This is a genomic window from Alistipes sp. ZOR0009, assembly GCF_000798815.1.
In the GTDB taxonomy this organism is placed as follows: domain Bacteria; phylum Bacteroidota; class Bacteroidia; order Bacteroidales; family ZOR0009; genus Acetobacteroides.
Window position 1 is genome coordinate 31,321 of record NZ_JTLD01000042.1, and the last position, 23,376, is coordinate 54,696.

Sequence of the window (23,376 nt, forward strand, 5' to 3'; positions counted from 1 at the left end):
CAACTTGTTGTGTGGTCGCCTTTTGGGTATTACTTCGAGAGAAGATCGTTTACTATTTGTTCCAACGTTTCTACGCTTATTTTTTTTGCTATAATCTTTTTGTCTTTATCTAGCAAAAAGACTGTAGGGGTAGAGGTAATGTCGTAAAGAGCTCTAAAGTTTGAGTTGTAATTGGCATCCCACACATTAATCCAGTCATATCCTTTTTCTGCTAAACTTTTTTGCCATTCCTCTTTTTTATATTGGGTATATATGGCGTACACCTGAATGCCTTTATCTCTCACTTTATTGTAAAAATTGTAAAGTATGGGGGTTTCCTTTTGGCAGTGGCTGCAGTCTGGCTCCCAGAAATAAACTATGGTATACTTTGCCTTTATTTGGTTTAGAGCAATGTACTCGCCATTATCGCTTTCTAATACAAGGTTTGGCGCAATTTTTCCAACAAGATTGGGGCGTAGCCGGTTTACGCGTTCTTTTAGTTTTGTCATTAGCTCTTCGTTCGCCCACGGTGCTTTTTTGTTGATGTAGTAATTTTCGGCAATATGAACAAAAACCGCATCGTGGCTCATTATATTAGACTGGTTGAAATGGTTTAAGAGGTAGCTAACTACATACTGATAGGTGTTTTTGTTCCCCTCCGTTTTTGCTATAAATCGATCAACTTCCATATTTAAAGAATCAGGTGTTTGTATCAGGATATTGGTGAAGAATCCTTTTAGGCGAGATTCAAAAATAGGGGTTCGTAAAATACCTTCGTCCGAAAGGTTGATGTTGTCCCAATAATGATTTTTTTGGTAGGTGTAGCCCATAACCCAACGGATGGAATCAGGATTGGCAGCTCCTGCTGGAATGTTAAATTCGGGGATTGATGGAGTTTCTACTAGTGCAATTAGGGTAGATAGTAAGTTCCCGTTTTCTTTTTCTCTCGTTGTTTTCCAAACATCTTTGACTTCTTGATCAACCGTTTTTAACTTCTCCTGAAGTTGTTTTTGAAGTTCTTTGTTGGTGCTATCAGCCTTCATTTGCTTTTGTATTGCCGTTACCTGCTCTTGCTTCGTTTTCATAAAATGCTGGTAGGCAATAAAATTTGAGTTGATGGGGCTGTTTTTAAACTTGAGATTTTCCCATAGATTGTTTTTGGACGTTTCGATGGAGAATATTTGATCTTTATCAATCAAAAAATCGAAGTTTGTTTTATCGGGAAGTATGGCGATGTAGATACCTTTAGCAAGTAGCGAGTCTCCCTGTATCAGGGCAACCCCGCTACTGTTTACCTTCACGGTATCCAAAACATACTTGCTTGCTCCAAAGTGGTATCCAAGCATTAAAGTAGTGTCCTTTAATCCGTTTATTTTTATTTCGATAAGATGTTTACCCTTGTTTGCCTTTGGGGTAGTTCCTTTTTGAGCAAGTGCATTTAGTCCAATTGCGACCAAGCAAATAAGCACCGTTAATGCGTTTTTTCTCATAGCTTTTTACAGTAATGTCTATAGACAAAATTAAATTTTTATCTGTTTATTTGGAGGCTATTATTGTAAACAATTCGATTAAAGAAACGTTAATAGAGGAGATGATCTAATGTTGGTGTTGGGATACAGCAAAACGTTAATCTTTCAGACAAGGTAATGTGTATTTTTTATAAACGGCAGTAAGGAAATATAACTATGAAGGGAAAGTCGGATGCAACATCTGCCTCTTGCGGTTGTTTAAAAGTTGGTTTTTGGGAGCACTATGAATAATTACATCCATACAAACAGTTTAATCAACGAGTTAAGCCCATATTTACTACAGCATGCACACAATCCTGTGCAGTGGTATGTTTGGGGCCACGATGCTTTTTTGAAGGCAAGAAATGAAGATAAGCTTGTCATCGTAAGTGTTGGCTACTCGGCTTGTCACTGGTGCCATGTTATGGAGTCGGAAAGCTTTGATGACGAAGAGGTGGCGTTGGTAATGAATGAAAACTTTATATCAATAAAAGTAGATAAGGAAGAACGTCCTGATATAGATCAGCAATATATGAGTGCCGTTCGTATTATCACTGGGAATGGAGGCTGGCCTTTAAATGTGATTTGCTTGCCAGATGGGAGACCTATTTATGGGGGAACTTACTTTCCTCGCCAGCAATGGATTGATATCCTAGTTAAACTGTCAGATTTATATAAAGCGCACAAAGAAAAGGTTGTTAGAGCAGCAGAAGATTTGGCAGAGGGCGTGAGAAATGTTGATTTAATAGAGGAAAGGCTCTCTGGTTTAGATTACCTTCCAAAGTATTTACGGTTGATTGTTGAGCCTTGGAAAAGAAAATTTGACACAAAGTGGGGGGGGACTCAGTCCGCACCTAAATTTCCAATGCCATCCTCGATTGATTTTTTAATGTCGTATGCCTACCATATGCGTGATGAGGAAGTGAGAACGCAGGTAATGCTAACGCTTAACAAGATATATGAAGGTGGTATTTACGACCATGTTGGAGGCGGTTTTCATCGCTATTCTGTAGATGGCCAATGGTTTTTACCTCATTTTGAAAAAATGCTGTACGATAATGCTCTTTTGGGCATGTCATATATATACGCTTACCAGTTCTCGAAGGAACCTCGCTACAAGCGAGTTGCTCTCGAATCCTTGGAGTTTTTATTGCGCGATCTTTACTCTTCGGATAAGATGTTCTACACCGCAATTGATGCCGATTCGACAAATGGGGAGGGACAGTACTATGTTTGGAATTATAGCGAAATCTGCGAAGTACTAGATGAGGATGCTCCTATTTTTTGCAGCCGATTTGGTGTAGATCGTAATGGAAATTTCGAGTATGGAAAAAATATTCTCAGCATTAAAAGATCATTTGATGAGCTTTCAATGACCTTTAAGCTGCCTATTAGCACTATAAAAGATAAAGTTGACCTTTCGTTGCGTAAGTTATTTTGTGCTCGTTTTCTCAGAGAAAAGCCAAAGGTTGATACTAAAATTATTCTTTCGTGGAATGCCTTGGCTGCAAAAACTTTTGCGCTAGCATCTTCTGTATTTAAAGAACCTCGTTATCTGGTGGTGGCTATCGATTGTATAAACGGCATCGAACGGCATTTAGCAAAGGATGGAGCGCTGCTGAGGACGCTTCCTCATGGAGATAAGCATACAGAGGGAATGCTGGACGATTATGCCTATCTTATCGAGGCGTATATTGCGTTATACTCGGTTACTTTCGATTTTAACTATCTAGATAAAGCTGAAAATCTGGCGAATGTTTGTTTGAAAGATTTTTTTGATGATAAATCGGGTATGTTTTTTTATACCAATGCATCTGTTGAACTACCCTTGGGACGCAAAATGGAGGTAGTTGATGGCGTAACACCATCATCAAATTCTTCTTTAGCACGATCATTCTACTACTTGTCAATCGTTTTAAGTCGTCCAGCTTATAAGGAAATTGCAGTTCAGATGCTGGCTAACATGCAGGATCAGATGTCGGGAGCAGGACCATTTGTTGCTAATTGGGGATTGCTGCTCATTAACCTAACCTTTGCTCCTGCCGAAATTACGCTTGTTGGAGACAATGCTTTACAGCAAAAAATGCATATCGATCAAGAGTATTTACCCAACGTTTTTCTTTTCGGTGCAAAGCAGAGAACCGAGCAGGCAATTTTTAAAAATAGATGGAGGGATGGTGAAACAACTTTGCATCTGTGCATTGCCAATGTATGCCGAGATTTCAAGGGAACAATCGACGAACTTAAAGATAATGCGTTGGAGTTGCGCAACTGCTATATTTTATAACTTCGGGAAAATTTATTTCGATGTTTGAATATCAATATATCATTAAAGATAATGCTATTGTTGATAATGTAGCGTTTGACTCCTCTTTTGTATCACAAGTTTACGAGGTGATTAGGGTTGTAGATGGAATCCCTGTTTTTTTTGATGCCCATTTTCGTCGGTTTATAAGCTCCTGTTCCTTTGCTGGTGCAGAGATGAACTTATCAAAGGACGTTTTTGCTGCTCTTTTGAGATTACTTACGGTGAAAAATGGCGTGCGGAATTGTAATATTCGTTATTCTATCAACATATATAGCGAAAAACAGATATTTTATGCTGGTTTTGTGCATAGTAGCTATCCATTGCCGCAGATGTACGAAGAAGGTGTTATGCTCGATTTTTTAAAAGAGGAACGTTTTAATCCGAATGCCAAGATTTTGAATAGAACGTTACGTGAGCGTGCAGATGCGCTGATGTCATTGAAATCTCTTTATGAGGTGGCGTTGGTGAACCAATCGAATCAAATAACAGAAGGGAGTAAAAGCAATCTTTTTTTTATTGATAGCCTCGAAGTGGTACATACCGCTCCTCTGGATTTGGTGCTTGGAGGAATAACTCGCCAGATTATTATTGAAGAAATCGTGAAGAATGGTATTTCGTTCGTGGAGGAGCCTGTTTTAGTGGAAAATATTGGGAATATGGTAGCTGGTTTTGTTTCTGGGACATCGCCATCTGTACTTCCTATCGCCTTATTAGGTAATTGCTCTTTCTTAGTTAAACATCCCCTAATTGCTAAGATTGCGAAATGTTATAACCAACGAGTTGCTGAAGATATAGCGTCATTCAGAGATAATTATTACTCCATTTAGTGAGCAATCTGACTTTTATCTGATGTGATTGAACAAGGAGAGATGGTAGTCTCTCCTACTTTTTTTATCTTGTCCCCTGAAAAAGGAAAAGTATTATGGTGCAGAATGAGTTAAAAGTATTTTTGGTTCAGTCCGATGTCAAGTGGCAGGACATTGAAGGAAATCTAAATATGTTTGATTTGATAATTCAAGAACAAGCTGGTGATGCAGATCTTATTGTTCTTCCTGAAATGTTTACTACCGGTTTTTCTATGGAACCAGAAAAGATGTCGGAAGGGATGGATGGTAAGGCGGTGTCTTGGATTATTACCGCTGCTAAAAAGAATGGAGTGGCAATTATCGGTAGCGTCATTATAAAGGAAGATGAAGGGTATTATAATCGGCTGCTGTTTGCTTATCCCTCCGGTGAGCTGAAGACGTACGATAAGCGCCATTTGTTTAGAATGGGGAATGAGCATGAGCATTATAAGGCAGGTTCGAAAAGGCTTATTTTAGAGTACAAGGGATGGAAAATATGTCCTCTTATTTGTTATGATTTGCGCTTCCCCGTTTGGAGCCGGAATGCAAACGACTACGACTTGCTAATTTATATTGCAAGTTGGCCTGCTGCTCGCAGCTTTCCTTGGCGAAGTCTGCTTGTTGCTCGTGCAATCGAAAATCAGTGTTATGTTGTTGGTGTAAATCGTGTTGGAGTAGATGGAGCTGGTTTGAAATATTCGGGAGATTCGGCTGCCATTAATTCGCGAGGAGAGTATCTAACAGGTTTGGTTCCTGGTGAAGTTGGCTGTGCAATGGCTGCTTTGTCGATGGAGGATTTGAAAAGCTTTAGGAGTAAATTCCCTGTAATGCTTGATGGTGATAGATTTCAAATTTTAGATTAGCCAACTCGCAATTTTGGTGCAATAAGAATAAAATGAAGAAAATAGTTAATCCTTATTTGACAGGGAGTAATTCGTCAGAATATAAATGTTTTGGATGTTCTCCAAACAATGAAATAGGTTTGCATCTGCATTTTTTTGACAACGGAGATGATGTCGTTGCGATTTGGGAACCTCAAAAACAGTTTGAAGGCTACTTTAATGTGCTTCATGGAGGAATTCAGGCAACAATTCTTGACGAGATTGCGGCTTGGGTTGTAAATACCAAGTGTAAAACAGCCGGCGTTACTTCTTCCATGAATGTAAAGTATAGAAATCCCATATTTATGGATGGAGGCCCTTTGACTATAAAAGGGAAGATTGAATCGGTAAATCGGCGAATAGCAACTATTAAGGCTTATATCGAAAATAGAGAGGGGAAGGTAATGGCAGAAGCCGATATTGTCTATTTCCTATTTAATGAGCAAGATGCAAAAGCAAAATATAACTATCCTGGTGTAGAAGCTTTTTATGAAAAAGAGTAGCTTTTTGCTGCTAGTCTAATTAGCTAATTTCGTATTTGGATGGCTCTTTTCTATGGAAAATGAGCTTTCTTTTTTTGTATTTTGAGTGTAGCATCGTTCCAGATTATCGAGAATAATGGGGTGTCCGCTTAAGTTTCTCTTCCTTATTTTTGTTCTGAAACTTTTTTGCTTGCTCGGTGTTGATTCTATGAAAAGATGCGGAGAGTCTAGATTATCCAAATTTTAAGCGCGATATTTGGCGCTTAAACCATAATCCGTATGTATCCCGTATCTTAAGGCTAACAATTGAAGCCAACGGGTAACATCCGACCTAAACTTTTATTAACGGATGAAAAAGCTTGTTTTACCAGCAATGTTATTGCTAACCAGCATATGTACATTTGCTAAAACTAAAGAAAAGGATAAAGTAATGAATCCACTACTTACGAACTGGAGTACTCCTTATCAAACTCCACCATTTGAGCTGTTTAAGCCAGAGCATTTTGTTCCTGCTTTTAAGGATATTATAGAAAGATCTAAAAAGCAGGTTGATAAAATAGTTGCTAGTAAAGACGAGCCAACCTTCGAGAATACTGTAGTTGCACTAGAAAGGGGAGGCGAAGAGCTAGAAAAGGTGGCGAATGTATTTTTCAACCTGAATTCGGCAGAAACTAGCCCAGAGTTGCAGGCTGTAGCTCGCGAGGTGGCTCCTATGCTTTCTGATTTTTCTAACGATATCAATTTAAATGCAGGCCTATTTGCTAAAGTTAAGAAGGTATACGATAATCGCAGCAGGTTAAAATTAACTCCAGAACAAGGCATGCTTTTGGAGAAAACGTTCAAAGGCTTTGTTCGCAGTGGCGCTAATCTTGACCCTAAAAGTAAAGAGCGTTACCGCGAGATTACGAAGCAACTGTCTGAGTTGTCGTTGCAGTTCGAGGAGAACTTGCTTGCTGAAACGAATGGTTTTGTGCTAAACATTACCAATGAGGCCGATTTAGCTGGTATTCCAGAAAGTATTCGTGAGATGGCTAAAAGCATTGCCCAATCTAAGAATATGGAAGGGTGGGCTTTTGATTTGTCTATGCCAAGTTTTGTATCCTTTATGAAGTACGCCGAGAACCGAGATCTTCGTGAGAAGCTATTTCGTGCATACAATATGAGAGGTTTTCAAAAGAATAAGTATGATAACCAAGAAATATTGATAAAGACGGCCAACCTACGTTTGGAAGAGGCAAAGCTGTTAGGTTATAACACCTATGCCGATTTTGTGCTTGAAGAGCGTATGGCTCAATCTCCAGCAAAAGTGAACGGTTTGCTTACCCAGCTGTTAAATGCATCGGTGCCAGCTGGTAAAAAGGAGGTTGAAGAGGTTACCGCTTTTGCGAAGGAGAGCGGTGCGAACTTTGAAATTCAACGTTGGGATTGGGCTTTTTATTCTGAAAAATTAAAAGATAAAAAGTACAGCGTAAACGATGAGCTTATTCGTCCTTATTTCCCATTGGAAAAGGTAAGAGAAGGGGTTTTTGCGCTTGTTAATAAGCTGTATGGCATAACCTTTAAGAGTAACGCCAGCATTCCTGTGTACAATAAGGATGTTGAAGCATACGAGGTGTTTGATAAGGATGGAAAGTTCCTTTCAGTTTTATTTATGGACTATTTCCCTCGCGCAAGCAAAAGTGGTGGAGCATGGATGACCAACTATCGTTCACAATTTAAAGAAAACGGGAAAGATGTTAGACCTGTAGTATCGTTGGTTTTCAACTTTACAAAGCCTACAGAGACTCGTCCTGCGCTTCTTAATTTTAACGAATTGGAAACATTCCTTCATGAATTTGGGCATGGATTACACGGAATGTTTGCTAATAGTACCTATTCCAGCCTATCTGGAACAAATGTTTATAGGGATTTTGTAGAGCTTCCATCTCAAATAATGGAAAATTGGGCTGTGGAAAAAGAGTTCCTAGATATGTTTGCGGGACATTATCAGACAGGGGAGAAAATTCCTCAGGAGCTGGTAAACAAGATAAAGGAGAGCGCAAACTTTCAAGCAGGATATGTCTCTCTTCGTCAGCTCAGCTTTGGGCTACTAGATATGGCTTGGCACTCGCAAGCCTCTGCTTATAACGGGAGCGTGGTTGACTTTGAGAGAGCTGCAACTAAGGCAACAGACATTCTTCCTGCTGTTGATGGAACGGCCATTTCGCCTGCTTTTGCGCATATTTTCTCGGGTGGGTATGCTGCTGGATACTATGGATACAAGTGGGCAGAAGTGCTAGATGCCGATGCTTACTCGCTATTCAAGAAAAAGGGCATTTTTGACGCTAAGACGGCGCAGTCCTTTAGAGAAAATATCCTTTCGAAGGGAGGCACTGAGCACCCAATGAAACTTTATATAAAATTCAGGGGACAGGAGCCTTCTATTGATGCTTTATTGGAAAGAAGCGGCCTGAAGAACTAATAATATTAGCTTAAATTTCAGGTGTTGGAGTTTCTGTGAAACTTCAGCACCTTTTTTATTGCGTATACAGGGGGTGGCTTTTTTATTGTGTAAATATTAGTTAATTAACAAAAGTAGGGCAAATTCTTAGCTGATGATGCGATTGCCATTTCGGCATAACCGCTTTCTTTGTATTCACTGGTATCTCCAAAATATAGCATTATGAAATGGCTGTTTCTTTTACTCCTGATTTCACTTGCAAGCGTTTTTACGCTAATGGCGCATTTTATTAGTGAGCCAGATGAGATGTATAAAGCTTACGATAGCTTAAATAAGGCGGAAGAGGATGGGGCCGTAGATGATGGTTTGATCCCATCTGCCATAAACCCATCAGCATCTAACATACGGGTAATCTGCAAGCCTGATTCGACAAACATATTGCTTTCATTTAAATATGCCGGTTTGTATCCGCTCGATCAAAATGAGTGGTTTTACACCTTGAATTCTGAGGTTCAAAAGGTTTTTTGTAAAGCTCGTAAGCAGTTTAAGCGGAATATTTTTGAGGGGACTTTAAAGTATTTCGAACTTCAAAATGCTCAAGGAAAAACCATTTATGTTGCTGTGGATAACCACTCTCATACCGCTTACGTTTCGTTATAAATTATTTGGCAAGGTTAAGAAGCGATTTAAAATCTACAATATTGAACATTTGTAGTACAGATATAAGAATAAGTACTACCATAATCCATCGTATAAAGTTTGATCCCAACTTTATAGCCCATTTAGAGGCAACGTAAGCTCCAATAACGTTACCAATGGCATGTATTAGCCCGTACTCCCACATTACCTGCTTATTGAATATAAAAACAAGCAGCGAAAATGGCACATAGCAGAGAACTATGAGATTTTTGATGGCATTTGCTTTTACAAGATCGAGTCCACATCCTAATACCGCGCCTGCAAGAATAAAGTATCCTACGCCTACATGAAGAAAGCCTCCGTAAATGCCTATCAGGAAAAATGTGATGTAGCTGGCAGCAGATATTGGCTTTTGGGCTAAATCCGTGTTTCCATGTAGCCATTTTTCGGGTTTAAAAATTAGTAAAGCTAGCATCATTAGCATAATAACACCAAAGCAAACTTCGAATGTATGCTGATCGATGGTTGCTCCAATACTTGCGCCTATTACTGAACCTATGGTTGTTGGAATGGCAAGGCGAATTCCTTTGCTGGTATCTAGAATTTTTTGCTTTCGAAAGTTTCCTACAGCAACAAGATTTTGTATGATAACAGCAATTCGGTTGGTTCCGTTGGCAACGGTAGGGGGAAGCCCTAAAAACATGAATAGGGATAGCGAAATAATGGTACCTCCTCCTGCCAGCGTGTTTATAAAGCCAACCGTGACTCCCGAAAGTATCAATGCAGCTATGATTCCAGTGCTCATTGGCAAAAAATAATGCAAATAAAACCCAATCGGAGGGTAAAAAGAAGTAAAAAGAGCAATTATATGCTTAAAGCTAGCTGAGCTAGCAGAATTGCTAGCTCAGTGTTTTATTTTCTATGCTGTTTTGTACGGCCGTTTCCTCTTTTGTCGAGCCTTCAAGTGTCGGCTGTAGCTTTTTTTCTGTACTGTAGAGGATGTCGCAAAAGCCAAATCCAAGGTGGTTTTTATCCCCAAATCCTATTTTGTAGCCAATTTCAATTAGCTCTTTAGGTGCGTTTATTTTGAAACGGTACATATATCCTTTTACCAGCTCTTTTTGGTTGTTGTTGATCTCTATGAGCTTCGACTTCGGTTCTGTCAGAAAATCGATGGAGGTGTAAATGTTGGCACTCTCCATTGGCTCTCCTCTAAACAGGTTGTACTTATCTAACATCGATTGGGTGAAGTTTTCTAGGTATCCTTCGTCAGAGGGAGCTAAAAACTTTACGTAGCGAGTCGATTCGAAATTTTGAAGAACGATTGGCGACCTGGCTATAAACTGCATGCAGCTGGTAAAAGTGGGGCACTGCTGCTTCTCTATGGCAATAACCTTAAGCCTAATTTGAGACTTTTTGTCGCCAACGGTCATGTTTAACCTGTCGAACGACTCCCATACAAGCTGATCGGTGTTGTTTTCGAATAGGAACGATAGCGTAAGCTCGACGGTGTCCGATAGAATAAGCATCCTATCTCCGTAAATCTTTCGCTCGAGGACAATTAGATTCGAGAAGTTGAAAATTTGTAGCTTTTCCTGCTTATAGATGTTGTTGCTCTTAAGCCATTGTTGGTAAAGGTACTGATCGTCAGTGAGGACATCTCTAATTAATCTGTATACCTCCAATTGATAGTTAAGCGGCAAGATGCTTCCATAATCATGGTCTACTTTGAATCTCAGTCTATAACGCATTCTACGGGAGTATATATGTTACGAATTGATTGTTAAACTCTTTATTATAATTAATTCTAGCTGTTTTCGAAGACAAAAGTAAGTAAAAAAGGGGATTGTAGGCTGTATGAGGGGATTTTTTTCTGCACATTTTAATCGTGTTTAAGAACATGCAGGTAGCCTATTCGTGAAAACTCTTTTGTTAGAATGCGGGTTTCGTTACCTTTGTGGTAAATATTAGGTCATGGTTAAATCTGATAAGGTACTGTTACAAGGGATAGGGGTTGGAATATTGGCTTGTGGCTTGGTTTTCCTTATGGCTCCAACTGTTGGGAGAATTCTTCTAAACTTTATTTTTCTATTTTACGTGCTCGTTAGAGCAGCCTACTACGGCAAAATTTGGAAAAAGCCATTCCTTGCTTTGGACAAGCAGCGGCTGGTGCTTGTTTCCATTTTGGCGGTTTGCGTGCTGCTTAACTTTGTTGGGCTTTCGCAATCGTACTTTTTACCCATCCTGCTTATAGCCTTGGAGTATTTGAGGCTGGTAAATAACGATAAGCAACCCGAAAATCAGTAGATAAACATGGAAAAGATTCCTGTAACTATAATTACCGGCTTTTTAGGTTCTGGTAAAACAACTTTGCTGAATAATCTCATCCGAAAGTATGCAACAACTCGCTTTGCAATCATCGAAAATGAGTTTGGCGACATAAATATCGATGCCGACTTGGTTGTTGGCCCCGATAAGGGGAGTGTTTTTGAGCTTTCCAATGGCTGTATTTGCTGTTCGATGAATGATGAACTCTACAAAACGCTGGAGGAGCTGCTCCGAATGCGAGATAAGTTTAGCCATCTGATTATCGAAACAACGGGAATTGCCGATCCGCTTACCGTTATCCAATCTTTTATTGGCGATCCGTCTATTGCTGACAGGTTTGACATCGATGCAGTAGTGTGTTTGATAGATGCGCCAATTTTTGAGGAACTGCTCGAAGAACAGGAGGAGGTGTCGCGCCAGCTGGTTATGGCCGATGTGGTGCTAATTAACAAGATTGATTCTATAACACCAGGCTATTTGGATGCCGTTAAGATGGTGGTTGCAAGGGCTAACCCTTCGGCAGAAGTGTACGCCACCTCCTTTTCTGGGATAAACGGTATCGATTTAATTGGCATTAATGCCTATACAGGTAGGCAAGTTGCCAGCTCGACGAGGAAGTTTGACAATGTGCTGCCTTTAAGAGGCCTAACTAAAATGGGTGGCTTTACGGCTGCTATTGCCAGCAAGGCGCTGATGCATAACATTCAGTCGAATTCTTTTGTCTTTAAGGGCGATTTTGATTTCGAAAAGTTTTCGCTTTGGATGGAGTCGTTCTTTTACTTTAGCAGCTCGAGGGTATTTCGGGTTAAGGGGATTCTTTCTTTTGCAGGCAAGGGAAGAAAAGTTATTTTCCATTCGGTTAGGGGAGCCTTTATGCTAGAAGAGGCCGATGAGTGGAGGGACGAAGAGGAGCGAGAAAGCCGACTCGTCTTTATTGGCAAGGGAATAAACAAAAACGAAATAGAGCAGGCATTAACCATGCTGCTTGTTAAGTAAAGGAACCTTCGGGTTCCTTTCTTTTTGGCCACAGATTTACTCTTGCAGGGAATTTTCTCCTAACAGGTGACCATAAATCTCTATTTGGTGGAACAAAAAAGCAAATTGGTGGCTTCGAAGAGTAGCTTCATGGTGGCAAAATAGAGCTTGCTGGTACTTAAGTATGGTTTCACTATGAGGAAATAGAACTTGCTGGCTCTTAAGTATGGTTTCACGGCACTAAAAAACAGCTTGGCAGGTATGAGTAAGTAGGTTGCTGGTTCTATAGTGAGGTTTCATGGTGGGAAAATAGTGCTTGCTGGCTTTTAAGAATGGCTTCACGATTGGAAAATGGAGTTTGTTGGCTTTTAAGTATAGTTTCATGGTATAAAAAACAGCTTGGCAGATACGAAAATGGAGCTTGCTGGCTTTGAAAAATGGTTTGGCAGGGACAAGAAAGTTATTTGCTGGTTCTAAAATATGGTTTCTCCCAACTAAAATGCTGCTTGTTGACTCTAAATAATGGTTTGGTGGAACGAAAAAAGCAGCTGTTGGTTTCAAAAAACTGCTTGTTGAGACAGAATTATAGCCTTGGGGGGGATGTACTTATCCACGTCATTCTTTTGGTACTGCAGCAGTGCTGCTAAGTTCGGTGATGGTACAGGTTTCGTTTGCTACAAGTTTCCCTTTTATTTTCTCCATCTTTTATTAGGCGCCAAAGGCTCGATCGAAGCGGTGTTCGACTTTTGCTGGTGATGCTGCATTTCCTAACTTCTATATTCTAGTGTTGAATAGTTTAAATAGAATCTGCTAATTCAGAAAAGAATACCTATTTTGGTTGGGATATCATAATTATTAGCGAAATAGCATGGTATGGGAGAAAAGACTGCACCCGTAAATACCTCCGCACAAAGCTGGGGATCTAGGATAGGACTCGTTTTGGCAATGGCAGGAAATGCCGTTGGCTTTGGTAACTTTTTACGATTCCCGGTACAGGCAATCGAGAATGGGGGCGGTGCTTTTATCATCCCATATCTGGTTTGCCTTGTTCTACTTGGACTGCCGCTGCTGCTTATCGAGTGGTCTTCTGGCCGCTTTGGCGGTAAGTTTAGGTACCATTCCTCGCCATTTATTATGATGAAGATGGGACAAAAGCCGCTTTGGATGTATGTGGGCGTTTTTGGGATCTTTAGCAACCTCGTAATCATCTCGTTTTATACGTACATGGAGAGCTGGACGATTGCCTACGTTTACCATTCGCTGGTGGGAACCTTTCAGGGAATGGATCAGGCGGGTGTTGCCAGCTTCTTTAATGGGTATTTAGATGTTACCACATCTACCACGGGCATTCCGTATGAGGCGCTGATATTCTTTCTGATTTGCCTTGGCCTTAACGTGTGGATTTTGAGCCGGGGAATTCAGCGCGGAGTGGAGGCGGTTGCCAAAATTGTGATGCCGGTGCTTATTCTTTTTGGAATGATTTTGGCCTACAAGGCCATCACCCTAAAAGCAGGACAAGGAGGAGCCGTTTTTAACGGGTTGGAAGGGCTAAACTTTCTGTGGACTCCTCATTTTGAATCGATTTGGAATCCGAAAGTATGGCTTGCGGCGGCTGGTCAGATATTCTTTACCCTTTCGGTTGGCATGGGAGCCGTGCAGGCGTATGCTTCGTTTGTAAAACCGAAGCAGGATATTGCTGGTGGCGCTATGGCCGCCGGTTTTATGAACCAGTTTGTGGAGATTGTTTTGGGTGGTTCCATATTAATCCCGATTGCAATTGGCTACTTTGGTATCGATAAGGTGGTGGAGATAACCAAGTCTGGCGGATTAGGGTTGGCGTTCCAATCGCTACCATTTCTCTTTACAAAATGGGGGCCGGTGCTATCCTTTTTGGGGGGAGCTCTCTTTTTTGGGCTGCTATTCTTTGCAGGAATCACCTCTACCTTGGCTATGGGGACTTCGATAATCAATTTTTTGAGAGATGAATTCAAGGTTGCCCAGCGTAATGCTGCGCTTATTCTTGGTGCTACCGTTCTTACGTTAGGTTTGCCAACCATTTTTTTCTTTCAGGATGGGGTATTTGGAGAGTACGACTACTGGGGCGGAACAATAGCGTTGGTAATTTTTGGGATGCTGGAGTCTATTCTGTTTGCCTGGGTGTTTGGGCTTAAGCGTGGGTGGGCCGAGATAACCGAAGGTGCCGATGTGCAGCTTCCGCGCGTATTTATTCCCATAATAAAGTATGTAACGCCTGTAATGCTGATAATTATCTTTGTAGGCGCGGCCATTCGTCCGGCTAACGACGATTGGTCGTTAAAAAATATTGGAAGTTGGGAGCTGCATGGCGAAAGTATTATAGGAAAGATTATTCATAAAGGGATTGGCCCCAACAACCGCTATTTCGATGATGCTTTTTATGCCGAAGCGGCAGGTGTTGTAGAGGGAGTGTCGAGTAAAGGAGCCCACCAGGTGCTAAGCATTAGGGGAGACAGCGGTGTTACGGCCTATCAGATGAAGCCGGGGTATCATCTTACCGTAAAAGAGGGCGATCGGGTGGATGTTGGTTCCCCAATTTTCCGTGGAAATGTTGTTAATCGGGTGTTTTTTATTGATATGACGCGTGTGCTACTTCTGCTGATATTTGTTGGCTCGACGGTGCTTGTATACGTTGCCTATCGTCGTCGAATTAAAGAAAAACGTTTAGTATGAATGGAGCTGCACTAGTTTTGATGGGCGTAGTTTGGAGTGTTGTAACGCTTCTTATGGTATACTTTATGTACAAGGTGCTACGTCCTGGTAAAAAGAGAAAAAAATAGGTTGGGTAGAATGAATATTGTGGCGCTACCGGCTTGCATAAGTTGTGGCTGCCTGCGGTTTTTATCCATCTCTACTGTTTTGCCGAGCTGTTGCAGACGTTAGCATTTTGATACAGTAGGGTTGTAAGCTGTTTTTGCGTACCTTTGTCGCAAATTTTACTGGTACATCCACTATGAGCAATCAAAAGAAGCAACCTGCGAAGGAGCGAGAAACGAAATCTACCATTCAAACCTATACGGTAAAGAATCCTACCACGGTACTTGCATTTATTCAGCAGGTTCACTCCGGGAAAAGTAGAAGCGCGATAAAATCAATGCTAAAACACCGTCAGGTGGCGGTAAATGATGTTACGGTAGCGGTGGATACCACTCCGCTAATGGAAGGAGATGTGCTTACTATCAATACAGGCAAAATGCCAGAACGGTTGGAGCATGATCTGCTGCGCATCGTTCATGAAGATGACTACATTATTGTTATAGATAAAAAGACAGGGCTACTTTCGGTAGGTACCGAACGCGAGCGCGAGCAAACTGCTTACGCCATTCTTAAGGAGCACGTAAAGCAGCTGAGCGAGCATAATAAAATATTCATACTTCACCGTCTGGATAGAGATACTTCGGGGGTGATGATGTTTGCCAAGAACAAGGAGGTGCAGGAGCAGATGCAGCGCAACTGGAACGATGTGGTTACCGACCGCCGTTACGTTGCTGTTGTGGCTGGAGATGTGCAGCGCAACGAAGGTGAAATTACAACTTGGTTGAAGGAGGGTGGTGCCTTTTCTACCATTTCGAGCGTTGTAGCCAATGGAGGGCAGCGTTCTACAACTCGCTATCGCGTTTTGAGGCGTGCTCCTGGTTTTACGATGGTGGAGTGTACGCTAGATTCTGGTCGTAAAAATCAGATTCGTGTGCACATGAAGGATTTGGGGCATAGCATTGTGGGTGATAAGAAGTATGGTGGCATAAAAAGTCCATTTGGAAGGCTTGCACTTCATGCTCATATTTTAGAATTTGTTCATCCAGTAACGGGGAAGGTGCTTCGATTCGAGTCTAATATACCTAAACCATTTTTCACCGTATTTTAGCATACTTTTGATACGTATATATTTAAAAAAGGCCGCCTATAAGGCGGCTTTTTTATTTGAGTTCTACTATTTTTTTCCTAGGAACGTTTTTGTGTACTTCTACGTATTTACGTTATAGGGTCTCCTTTACCAGTATAAATTTGGAGTTGTCGCTGCTGCTCATTTTTTTATGAAAATGGTATAGCTCGTTGTATTTCGTAGCAGGGTAGGTTCCCTCAAATAGCTCCACTATCTTGGTTATGACAACAGATCCATTAACCTCTTTCGCGCTGCACTCATATTTTCCAAAGTCGGTATCCATTTTTTGACTTTGAGGTAATGCCTCCACCTTGTATCCTGCCGGAATTTTGTAGGTGATGGTGTCCACATCTCGGTAGCTTGCGCGCTTTACAATTTCCGATTTTCGTTTATCTAGCTTGGTTAGTAAACTTTGCCTTTCGAGAGGAATTGTTGGTACAAATAGTCGTTTGCCTACCTGTGAGGCAAACATAGTGGCTGATATGTCGTACGATTCCTCCATTTTCTGATCGGGCGTGTTATGGTTCTTAAGGGTAATATTGGTAAGTACCGGATTTGAAAAAGGCAGCGAGTTGAGTATGTATTTGCGTTGATCTTCTTGGTTTATCTGCGATAGCGCTAATGGAATTTCCGCTTGCTCATTTTTATATACGGTTTTTATGCTGCCGGTTATATTGCCAGTTTCAGTTAATGTTAGCATAGTATTTCTGACCTGTAAGTTTTCAGAGCTGGGGTGCTTTGGTGTTTTTGCCATTTTCCCGCCTTCTGGGCCAAATATCAAAACTTTACGATTGGAGTCGTGGCTAGATAGGTAGCCTGTGCTGTAGGTTGGGTTGGTGCATTCTAGCCATAGCGAATCTTTGCCGTTGGGGATGCAAAGAAAAACATGGTTAAAACGGCTTTTGGTGAAATTTTCGTCGACATATTCATTGCCACTAGTGCTAACCAATGCGGGGTAGCTGGTTACACCTGCAGCCTTAAATAGCGTATATGCAAAATTGGTGAGCGCCTTACAGTCTCCGTAACCGGTTTTTTCGACCATGCTTGCTTTAAATGGCTGAAATCCTCCAACTCCTAAGTTAATATTTACGTAACGAGTGTTTTCTTTAAGATAAAGGCGAACGGCATCAGCTATCTCTTGCATTGTTTTTCCTTTAAGTGCTCCAAATTTTGCATTTAAGGCTGGCGAAATATCATCGCGATTGCTCCACAGGGTATGCATGCTAGCACCAAACTCGTTCCAGTTCGATTGTTTTCCTTGGAATCCATCATAGTTGATGATATCTATACCGATATTAATGGCTGGAACTTTAAAAAGAAGGGGATGAGAAAGAGGTTCTTCCTTTATTGCTTTTAAATTACTAATGCTGTACGATAGATTTTTCTTTCCGTCTGCCTCCTTTTGTTGTATGCTGCCAATAAGGTTACTTGTTTTGGTTCTTAGGTTTAATTCGGAAGGATATGTTATTTGGATGGATGTGTTTTGTACCGCTCTTTCGTAGTCATTTAAAGCAACCCATACAGGCATGATAAATATGCTGTTTTCTGTTTCTGTCCATTCGTATTCTACTGTGTAGGGGTATGAAGGGTATTCGAGATCGTAGTATTTGCGTCTTGTATCTTCGAAAAGGGTAGATTGCGAGTTTACGCTAATATCCCCCAGGTCTGATTCCTTTATTTTTTTTACACGCTCACCCGAAGGGTTGTATATGCATCCTTTAAAATTACTAATGGAGCTTAGCTTGTCGTAGACTCTGGAAAATGAAGCCTCTTCTTTGGCTCGCTCATTTAGTATCGTTATTGCTAAATGGTATTTGGTAACCATTTTTTTTTCGGATGCTATGTTGATTTGCATGTCATCCAATCTAATAACAGCATCAGCATTTTCGAGCAAAGAGTCGGGGATGTTTTTTACAGGATAGCCATTTTGGCTGTAGGCGCATGCAAAACTTAGCGCTAGCAGTAGCGTGAAAAAGTATTTCATAAGATCTTATAAGAGAATTAGGGCTGCCTAAATAGAGTATTAGGCAGCCTTTGATATTAGATTTTCTTTAGAACAATTTGTTCAGCCTGTTTTTGGACTACAAGGTTATATATTTCCTTAAGCTCTTCGTATTCGGTTGATATAAATATAGGCTTATTGATGTTTAGCATAAACGATACGTTGACCTGGTTTTCTGTTTTGGTATAGCTTACAATTAAGGTTGCGCTTTTGTCAGAGGTTCCTACAGCAATATTCTGTGGAATTTCTTCTACCGTATATCCTTCGGGTATCGAGATGCTGGATATGTAACGTTCTTGTGTTGGGTAGCCGAAGTTAATTGGGTAGGTTCGCTTTTCTAACTTGAATGGACTATTGGTATACTTGTCCCAAATAAATGGGGTTATGAATATATTCTTATCAGTTACTGCTGCCTTTGATGGAATGCTGTACTGGAATTTGATAGCCACAGGCTTGTTTAAGTTCGTTAGAAGGTTTTCTACATTGATGCTGTCTACAGTTGCATCTCCAAGCTTAGATATTAGCGTCTTCTTTAGCTCATCATCCTTCATTATTCTGTATTTATCTCGAGCATAGAGAGCATCATTATCGCTGCTGTTTGATGAAATTTTTCCTGAAACGGTGCCGTCGGTTCCAACTGTAATGAAAACAAAGTGGTTTTCTTTAGAAGGAGCGGTAGGTGTTAGTTCTACCCATTCGTGAAGATTCTTGTCAATTATAAAGCCTTTGTCGTTTAAGCATTGAAAGGGTATTATTCCGGGTATACTTACCGGGCTAGTGGCGTCAAGTAGTATTTCTTTTTCGTTAACATAAGCAACTCCAATAACGTAGTTCATTTTATTTGTAGAAGGATTTCCGAAGGTGAGTAGCCCGTTTGATCTGGTGCTAATACCGACAGGGTAGGCTTGTAATCCAGCTTCTTGTAACATAGCAACAAGAAGTAAGTTGATTTCGGCACTATTCCCAATACCCGCTTTATAGGCTTTTTTGATACCATCTTTAGTCCATTTTGAGTTAATGTCGTTCCACTTTATTTTGCTTTTTACAAGGTTGAAGATGCTGTTTAGTTTCTGAGTGGCAGAGGTATCTGTTTTGATTGCAGCAGCAAGGTCTTCCTTGAAAAATCCGCGAGTTTTTAGTTGTCCTCCGAAATCTTCATTGTCGAGCATATTCTCTGCAATCTTAGGCCATGTTGTATTGTAGTTCTCGTACTTGGAGCCAGGAACTTCAAACGAGCTAATCTCGTAGGTTACCATCGATAGGTAGTTGCGAACGCAATCGATGTTGGATTCCGTCTTAAATGCAGGTACATTTTCCATTACAAAATGGTCGGTGTAATCACTATACATCAAGGAGTTTCCGTTTATGCTTATTGATTTTGATTGCGTTGTCTTTTCGATAGTTTTAAAAGGTTCGTATCCTTTGGTGTGCTTATTAAACTTAAAATATTCGGGAATACTAACGGTGTATTCGCTCCAGCATGTGGGGATATTATCTTGAAAGGCCCAATCATTAATATTCATGTTATAGCCTGATTCGATTTCAATCTCGTATTCGATAATGGAACCTTCTTTTACATTGGGGAATGCAAATTTTGTTGCGGTAACTCTGTCCGTAACTTTTTCTTTGAATATTTGATTCTTGTCAAGTTTCGTTTTTACAGCAGTCCCGTTCTCAACGTTATAGGTGAAGGCCTTGAAGGAAGTTATCTTTTCACTGTTTTCGTTAGTTCCTCCGTAGGTGTTTATCTTTATATTCGCTTCGTCTAACCCTTCCTTTTTCAATATTTTAATTCGCTTATGTTCTTTAAATACAACTCTAAAAGAATAGGTGAGATTAGAAAAATCGTAGTATGTTTCTCCTTTGTCAAACAAAACAACTGCAGCAGCGCTAGAATCTTTGGAGTAAACCTTTAGATCCAATTCTGCAGGTGTTATTTTTCCGAATTTTTGAGGAATCTGAGCCTGAACGAGGAGAGGGAATAGAAAGACAGAAAAAAGCAGATTAATTTTATGCATAGAATTAAATTAAATAGTAAAGTGCAAATATATTTATTTGTTAATAAAGGTAAAAACAACGATCGCTTTTTATTCATAGAAAATTAAATAGATGACTTGCAGATCGTGAGTGTTTTTAATCTTTAGCTTAACAGGAGAATAATTGACTTTTATTTGGTCTTACTTTGCTTGTACACCTTAAATTAAAGTACCAACCCATGAGTGTACCTTTTGAAATTACGATGGATCAATTCCTTCGGATATTTGTAACGATACTAGCATTGGTAAATCCGTTTCAGAAAATATTTATAATGCTAACATTGGAAAAGCAGCTTAAAGATAGCGATTTAAGATACGTTGCTCTTAAATCTAACTTTGTAGCGCTAATAATTCTTATTTCCTTTTTGGCAGTTGGTAATGCAATATTTAATTATGTTTTTAACATTAGCCTATATGCTTTTAGAATAACCTGTGGTTTTGTTTTACTCTATAATGGTTTTATAGCGCTGCAAAGTGGTGTTCTTATCAAAATTGATCCTAGAACTAAGCTTAACGATGTTGCTGCAGTTCCTATTGCAATGCCGATGATTGCAGGGCCAGGAGCGATTACGGCTGCAGTTACTTTTCCTCAGCAGGATGGTGTTGTGGTGACAATTGTGGCAATACTGGCTGTGCTAGCAGTAAACGCATTTATAATGGTTTATTCAAAAGTTTTGGGTGGATTTCTTAACCGCTATAACTTGTTATCTCCGTTAATTCGCATTTTAGGATTAATAATTGCGACAGTTGGGATGCAGATGTGTTTCAATGGGATTCGGGAGTTTGTTGGTATTCTTTCTAACTAGCGTCTTTAGGTACTAGAGGAAATAGTTTTTAAGGATTCATCTTATCATAATTTGCGATTCTTGAAAAGATGTTACTTTTGCCCAAAATGTTTTAATCGTTGTAATCAGGCTGCCATGAAAAGATCTTCTCTTCTTTTTGCATTAATTTTCACAATGCCATTTTTCGTAAGTGCAAACTTTTTAAAAATTGGAGGTGCCGTTTTATCAGAGGGTAAAGGAATTGCTAATGTAGTGGTTACAGATGGCAGTACTGTTGTGAAGACGGATGAAAAAGGACGGTATTCTTTAAATCTGAATCCATCTGCAAAATATGTGTATGTAAGTTCTCCTGCAGGTTATGAGGTTGCTACGGTTAACTCTGTTCCATTGTTTTTTGTGAAAGTCGACAGCTTAAAATCCGAAAGGGTCGATTTTATGCTAAAGAAAAGCCATGCGGATGATGTTAATCACAATATGATATTTTGGGCTGATCCGCAGGTGAAAAAAGCAAGTGATGTGGAGAAGTTGAAGGAGGCTGCGCGAGATTTGAAGTCTTTTGTTGAGGTTAACAAGCCTATTCCTCATGTTGCTATTGGTTGTGGCGATATCGTATTTGACAGGTTAAATCTTTTCAAAGATCACAATGACGTTGTAGAGACTGTAGGCATTCCTTTTTATGAGGCTGTAGGAAATCATGATATGGACTATAATAATCGGTCGAATGATGGCTCTAAAAAGAGTTTTGAGAAGGTTTATGGTCCTAGTTACTACTCCTTCAATAAGGGGAAAGTTCATTATGTAGTGCTTGATAATGTTTTTTACCTAGGTCGAGATTTTTACTACATAGGATATCTTGAAGAAAAGCAGCTTGCATGGTTAAAGCAAGATTTATCTTTCATTCCAAAGGGGAGTACGATTGTAGTAACGTTGCATATTCCAACAGCATTAGATTCAAGCGATATTGCCAAGTTTAATTTTGAGAATATTAGTAAGTCTCAGACAAATAAGGAGGCTTTATACGAGCTGCTTGATGGGTATAATGCTCATATCGTTTCGGGACACATGCACAATACGTACAATGTAGATATTCGCAAGAATATTAGGGAGCATATTCTTTCATCGGTTTGTGGATCATGGTGGTATGGTAATGTTGCGCAAGATGGTACGCCTCAAGGTTATGGTGTGTTTGAAGTGCGCGGAGATAGCTTAACATGGTATTTTAAAAGCATTGGCTACGATAAATTTTACCAGCTACGATATTACCCATTGGGGGCCAACAAAGAGTTACCCAATTTTGTTACTGCCAATGTTTGGAACTGGTCGAGTAAATGGAAGGTGTATTGGTATGAAGATGATGTAAAAATGGGTGAGATGGAGCGTTATACAGGTTTTGATCCAGAAACATTATCGTCTTACGCCAATCCCTCAAATACTGTTCCTAAGTGGGTAAAACCAATGGCGACAAGCCATCTGTTTAGGGCACAACCGAAATCGAAAATCTCTAATATTAAAATAGAGGCTATTGATGAATTTGGGAGAAGCTACTGGAGCCGGTAGTTCTTATTAAACGAGCATTTGTTGATATTAATGACTGAAAGAGAGCATATAGAGAATATGAAGCAAGGATCGCAGGCCGACTTTAATTGGCTTTACGATCGTTATGCTGATCATCTTTACGGGTTTACCTTGAAGATGTCTCGCTCTGTGGTTGTTGCCGAGGAGATCGTACAAGATGCTTTTCTTACCGTATGGCAAAAACGGGAGCAGATTAACCCTGATTATTCGTTCAAAGCGTTTTTGTTTACCGTAGCAAAGAATAAAATTTTAAATCTTTTTAGGTCTCAAGTTCGTCTGCTCGAATTTGAAGACTTTGTAATCCATTCCAACAGCATTGATTTGTCAACCAATGCTGTTGAAGAGAAAATTAGCTACGACGAATTTGTTGATATGCTAAAGGTTGCTAAGGATGTTTTGCCTCCTAGGCAGCTCGAAATATTTGAATTGAGTAAAGAGTTGGATATGTCCAACAAGGAAATCGCCGAAAAGCTACAGATTAGCGAACAAACGGTGAAAAATCAGCTGACATCTGCCCTAAAATTACTGAAAGATAGGCTTTCTGCAGCCCAATTCTTGATGCTGCTTTTCTTGTAGAGGGCTGTTTGCGGTTCTTAAATTCTACGTTGGATTTCAACTCTTAATTTCTAAAATCATTTTAAGTTTTGGCTATGGCCATTATTTCCTGAACTGTA

Annotated in this window: 19 protein-coding genes; 13 read left to right on the plus strand and 6 right to left on the minus strand. The window is 40.1% G+C overall.

Annotated features, from left to right (window positions below; genetic code table 11):
• Positions 1-29 precede the first annotated feature (29 nt).
• Positions 30-1,469, minus strand: coding sequence for a thioredoxin-like domain-containing protein (locus L990_RS12385; RefSeq protein ID WP_052180985.1), 1,440 nt, complete (start codon positions 1,467-1,469; stop codon positions 30-32).
• A 262-nt stretch (positions 1,470-1,731) separates the two neighbouring features.
• Between L990_RS12385 and L990_RS12390 the strand changes: the two genes are divergently transcribed.
• The 6 genes from L990_RS12390 (at position 1,732) to L990_RS12415 (ending at position 9,103) form a co-directional block, all read left to right on the plus strand.
• Positions 1,732-3,774, plus strand: coding sequence for a thioredoxin domain-containing protein (locus L990_RS12390; protein ID WP_047449748.1), 2,043 nt, complete (start codon positions 1,732-1,734; stop codon positions 3,772-3,774).
• 20 nt (positions 3,775-3,794) lie between these two features.
• Positions 3,795-4,622: an aminotransferase class IV gene (locus L990_RS12395; RefSeq protein WP_047449750.1), complete on the plus strand. Its 828-nt coding sequence runs from the start codon at positions 3,795-3,797 to the stop codon at positions 4,620-4,622.
• Between the two features lie 95 nt (positions 4,623-4,717).
• Positions 4,718-5,503, plus strand: coding sequence for an amidohydrolase (locus L990_RS12400; protein ID WP_047449754.1), 786 nt, complete (start codon positions 4,718-4,720; stop codon positions 5,501-5,503).
• 32 nt (positions 5,504-5,535) lie between these two features.
• On the plus strand, positions 5,536-6,024 hold the full coding sequence (locus L990_RS12405; protein ID WP_047449755.1) for a PaaI family thioesterase: 489 nt from the start codon (positions 5,536-5,538) through the stop codon (positions 6,022-6,024).
• 328 nt (positions 6,025-6,352) lie between these two features.
• Positions 6,353-8,464, plus strand: a complete 2,112-nt coding sequence (locus tag L990_RS12410; RefSeq protein ID WP_081981705.1) for a M3 family metallopeptidase — start codon at positions 6,353-6,355, stop codon at positions 8,462-8,464.
• 201 nt (positions 8,465-8,665) lie between these two features.
• Complete coding sequence (locus tag L990_RS12415; protein ID WP_047449758.1) at positions 8,666-9,103, plus strand: hypothetical protein; 438 nt, start codon at positions 8,666-8,668, stop codon at positions 9,101-9,103.
• Between the two features lies 1 nt (position 9,104).
• Here L990_RS12415 and L990_RS12420 read toward each other — a convergent pair whose 3' ends face one another.
• Positions 9,105-9,887, minus strand: a complete 783-nt coding sequence (locus L990_RS12420; RefSeq protein WP_052180986.1) for a sulfite exporter TauE/SafE family protein — start codon at positions 9,885-9,887, stop codon at positions 9,105-9,107.
• A 94-nt stretch (positions 9,888-9,981) separates the two neighbouring features.
• Positions 9,982-10,833, minus strand: coding sequence for a CRISPR-associated endoribonuclease Cas6 (cas6, locus tag L990_RS12425; protein ID WP_047449761.1), 852 nt, complete (start codon positions 10,831-10,833; stop codon positions 9,982-9,984).
• A 223-nt stretch (positions 10,834-11,056) separates the two neighbouring features.
• Here cas6 and L990_RS12430 point away from each other — a divergent pair, with 223 nt between their 5' ends.
• Entirely contained in the window at positions 11,057-11,389 is a 333-nt protein-coding gene (locus tag L990_RS12430) for a hypothetical protein (protein ID WP_047449765.1), read from the plus strand.
• 6 nt (positions 11,390-11,395) lie between these two features.
• A complete protein-coding gene (locus L990_RS12435) occupies positions 11,396-12,406 on the plus strand; it encodes a CobW family GTP-binding protein (protein WP_047449769.1) in 1,011 nt (336 codons plus the stop codon).
• 219 nt (positions 12,407-12,625) lie between these two features.
• Here L990_RS12435 and L990_RS12440 read toward each other — a convergent pair whose 3' ends face one another.
• Positions 12,626-12,946, minus strand: coding sequence for a hypothetical protein (locus L990_RS12440; RefSeq protein WP_047449771.1), 321 nt, complete (start codon positions 12,944-12,946; stop codon positions 12,626-12,628).
• Positions 12,947-13,258: 312 nt separating this feature from the next.
• Here L990_RS12440 and L990_RS12445 point away from each other — a divergent pair, with 312 nt between their 5' ends.
• Both L990_RS12445 and L990_RS12450 read left to right on the plus strand, forming a co-directional pair.
• On the plus strand, positions 13,259-15,094 hold the full coding sequence (locus L990_RS12445) for a sodium-dependent transporter (RefSeq protein ID WP_047449776.1): 1,836 nt from the start codon (positions 13,259-13,261) through the stop codon (positions 15,092-15,094).
• 280 nt (positions 15,095-15,374) lie between these two features.
• Positions 15,375-16,286, plus strand: a complete 912-nt coding sequence (locus tag L990_RS12450) for an RluA family pseudouridine synthase (protein WP_047449779.1) — start codon at positions 15,375-15,377, stop codon at positions 16,284-16,286.
• A gap of 112 nt (positions 16,287-16,398) precedes the next feature.
• Here the strand turns inward: L990_RS12450 and L990_RS12455 are convergent, their stop codons facing one another.
• Positions 16,399-18,288: a DUF3857 domain-containing protein gene (locus tag L990_RS12455; RefSeq protein ID WP_047449781.1), complete on the minus strand. Its 1,890-nt coding sequence runs from the start codon at positions 18,286-18,288 to the stop codon at positions 16,399-16,401.
• Between the two features lie 56 nt (positions 18,289-18,344).
• On the minus strand, positions 18,345-20,324 hold the full coding sequence (locus tag L990_RS12460) for a DUF3857 domain-containing protein (protein WP_047449784.1): 1,980 nt from the start codon (positions 20,322-20,324) through the stop codon (positions 18,345-18,347).
• A 197-nt stretch (positions 20,325-20,521) separates the two neighbouring features.
• Between L990_RS12460 and L990_RS12465 the strand changes: the two genes are divergently transcribed.
• The 3 genes from L990_RS12465 (at position 20,522) to L990_RS12475 (ending at position 23,278) form a co-directional block, all read left to right on the plus strand.
• Positions 20,522-21,148: a MarC family protein gene (locus L990_RS12465; RefSeq protein ID WP_231562277.1), complete on the plus strand. Its 627-nt coding sequence runs from the start codon at positions 20,522-20,524 to the stop codon at positions 21,146-21,148.
• A gap of 114 nt (positions 21,149-21,262) precedes the next feature.
• On the plus strand, positions 21,263-22,684 hold the full coding sequence (locus L990_RS12470) for a calcineurin-like phosphoesterase C-terminal domain-containing protein (RefSeq protein WP_047449787.1): 1,422 nt from the start codon (positions 21,263-21,265) through the stop codon (positions 22,682-22,684).
• A 30-nt stretch (positions 22,685-22,714) separates the two neighbouring features.
• Positions 22,715-23,278, plus strand: a complete 564-nt coding sequence (locus tag L990_RS12475; RefSeq protein ID WP_047449790.1) for an RNA polymerase sigma factor — start codon at positions 22,715-22,717, stop codon at positions 23,276-23,278.
• Positions 23,279-23,376 lie beyond the last annotated feature (98 nt).

Excerpts from the sequence above, each read along its gene's own strand:
- L990_RS12415 (WP_047449758.1), top strand. The coding sequence starts at position 8,666 with ATGAAATGGCTGTTTCTTTTACTCCTGATTTCACTTGCAAGCGTTTTT.
- L990_RS12445 (WP_047449776.1), top strand. The coding sequence starts at position 13,259 with ATGGGAGAAAAGACTGCACCCGTAAATACCTCCGCACAAAGCTGGGGA.
- L990_RS12450 (WP_047449779.1), top strand. The coding sequence starts at position 15,375 with ATGAGCAATCAAAAGAAGCAACCTGCGAAGGAGCGAGAAACGAAATCT.
- L990_RS12475 (WP_047449790.1), top strand. The coding sequence starts at position 22,715 with ATGACTGAAAGAGAGCATATAGAGAATATGAAGCAAGGATCGCAGGCC.
- L990_RS12390 (WP_047449748.1), top strand. The coding sequence starts at position 1,732 with ATGAATAATTACATCCATACAAACAGTTTAATCAACGAGTTAAGCCCA.
- L990_RS12430 (WP_047449765.1), top strand. The coding sequence starts at position 11,057 with ATGGTTAAATCTGATAAGGTACTGTTACAAGGGATAGGGGTTGGAATA.
- L990_RS12460 (WP_047449784.1), bottom strand. The coding sequence starts at position 20,324 with ATGCATAAAATTAATCTGCTTTTTTCTGTCTTTCTATTCCCTCTCCTC.
- L990_RS12465 (WP_231562277.1), top strand. The coding sequence starts at position 20,522 with ATGAGTGTACCTTTTGAAATTACGATGGATCAATTCCTTCGGATATTT.
- L990_RS12435 (WP_047449769.1), top strand. The coding sequence starts at position 11,396 with ATGGAAAAGATTCCTGTAACTATAATTACCGGCTTTTTAGGTTCTGGT.
- L990_RS12395 (WP_047449750.1), top strand. The coding sequence starts at position 3,795 with ATGTTTGAATATCAATATATCATTAAAGATAATGCTATTGTTGATAAT.
- L990_RS12405 (WP_047449755.1), top strand. The coding sequence starts at position 5,536 with ATGAAGAAAATAGTTAATCCTTATTTGACAGGGAGTAATTCGTCAGAA.
- L990_RS12455 (WP_047449781.1), bottom strand. The coding sequence starts at position 18,288 with ATGAAATACTTTTTCACGCTACTGCTAGCGCTAAGTTTTGCATGCGCC.
- L990_RS12420 (WP_052180986.1), bottom strand. The coding sequence starts at position 9,887 with ATGAGCACTGGAATCATAGCTGCATTGATACTTTCGGGAGTCACGGTT.
- cas6 (WP_047449761.1), bottom strand. The coding sequence starts at position 10,833 with ATGCGTTATAGACTGAGATTCAAAGTAGACCATGATTATGGAAGCATC.
- L990_RS12385 (WP_052180985.1), bottom strand. The coding sequence starts at position 1,469 with ATGAGAAAAAACGCATTAACGGTGCTTATTTGCTTGGTCGCAATTGGA.
- L990_RS12400 (WP_047449754.1), top strand. The coding sequence starts at position 4,718 with ATGGTGCAGAATGAGTTAAAAGTATTTTTGGTTCAGTCCGATGTCAAG.
- L990_RS12470 (WP_047449787.1), top strand. The coding sequence starts at position 21,263 with ATGAAAAGATCTTCTCTTCTTTTTGCATTAATTTTCACAATGCCATTT.
- L990_RS12410 (WP_081981705.1), top strand. The coding sequence starts at position 6,353 with ATGAAAAAGCTTGTTTTACCAGCAATGTTATTGCTAACCAGCATATGT.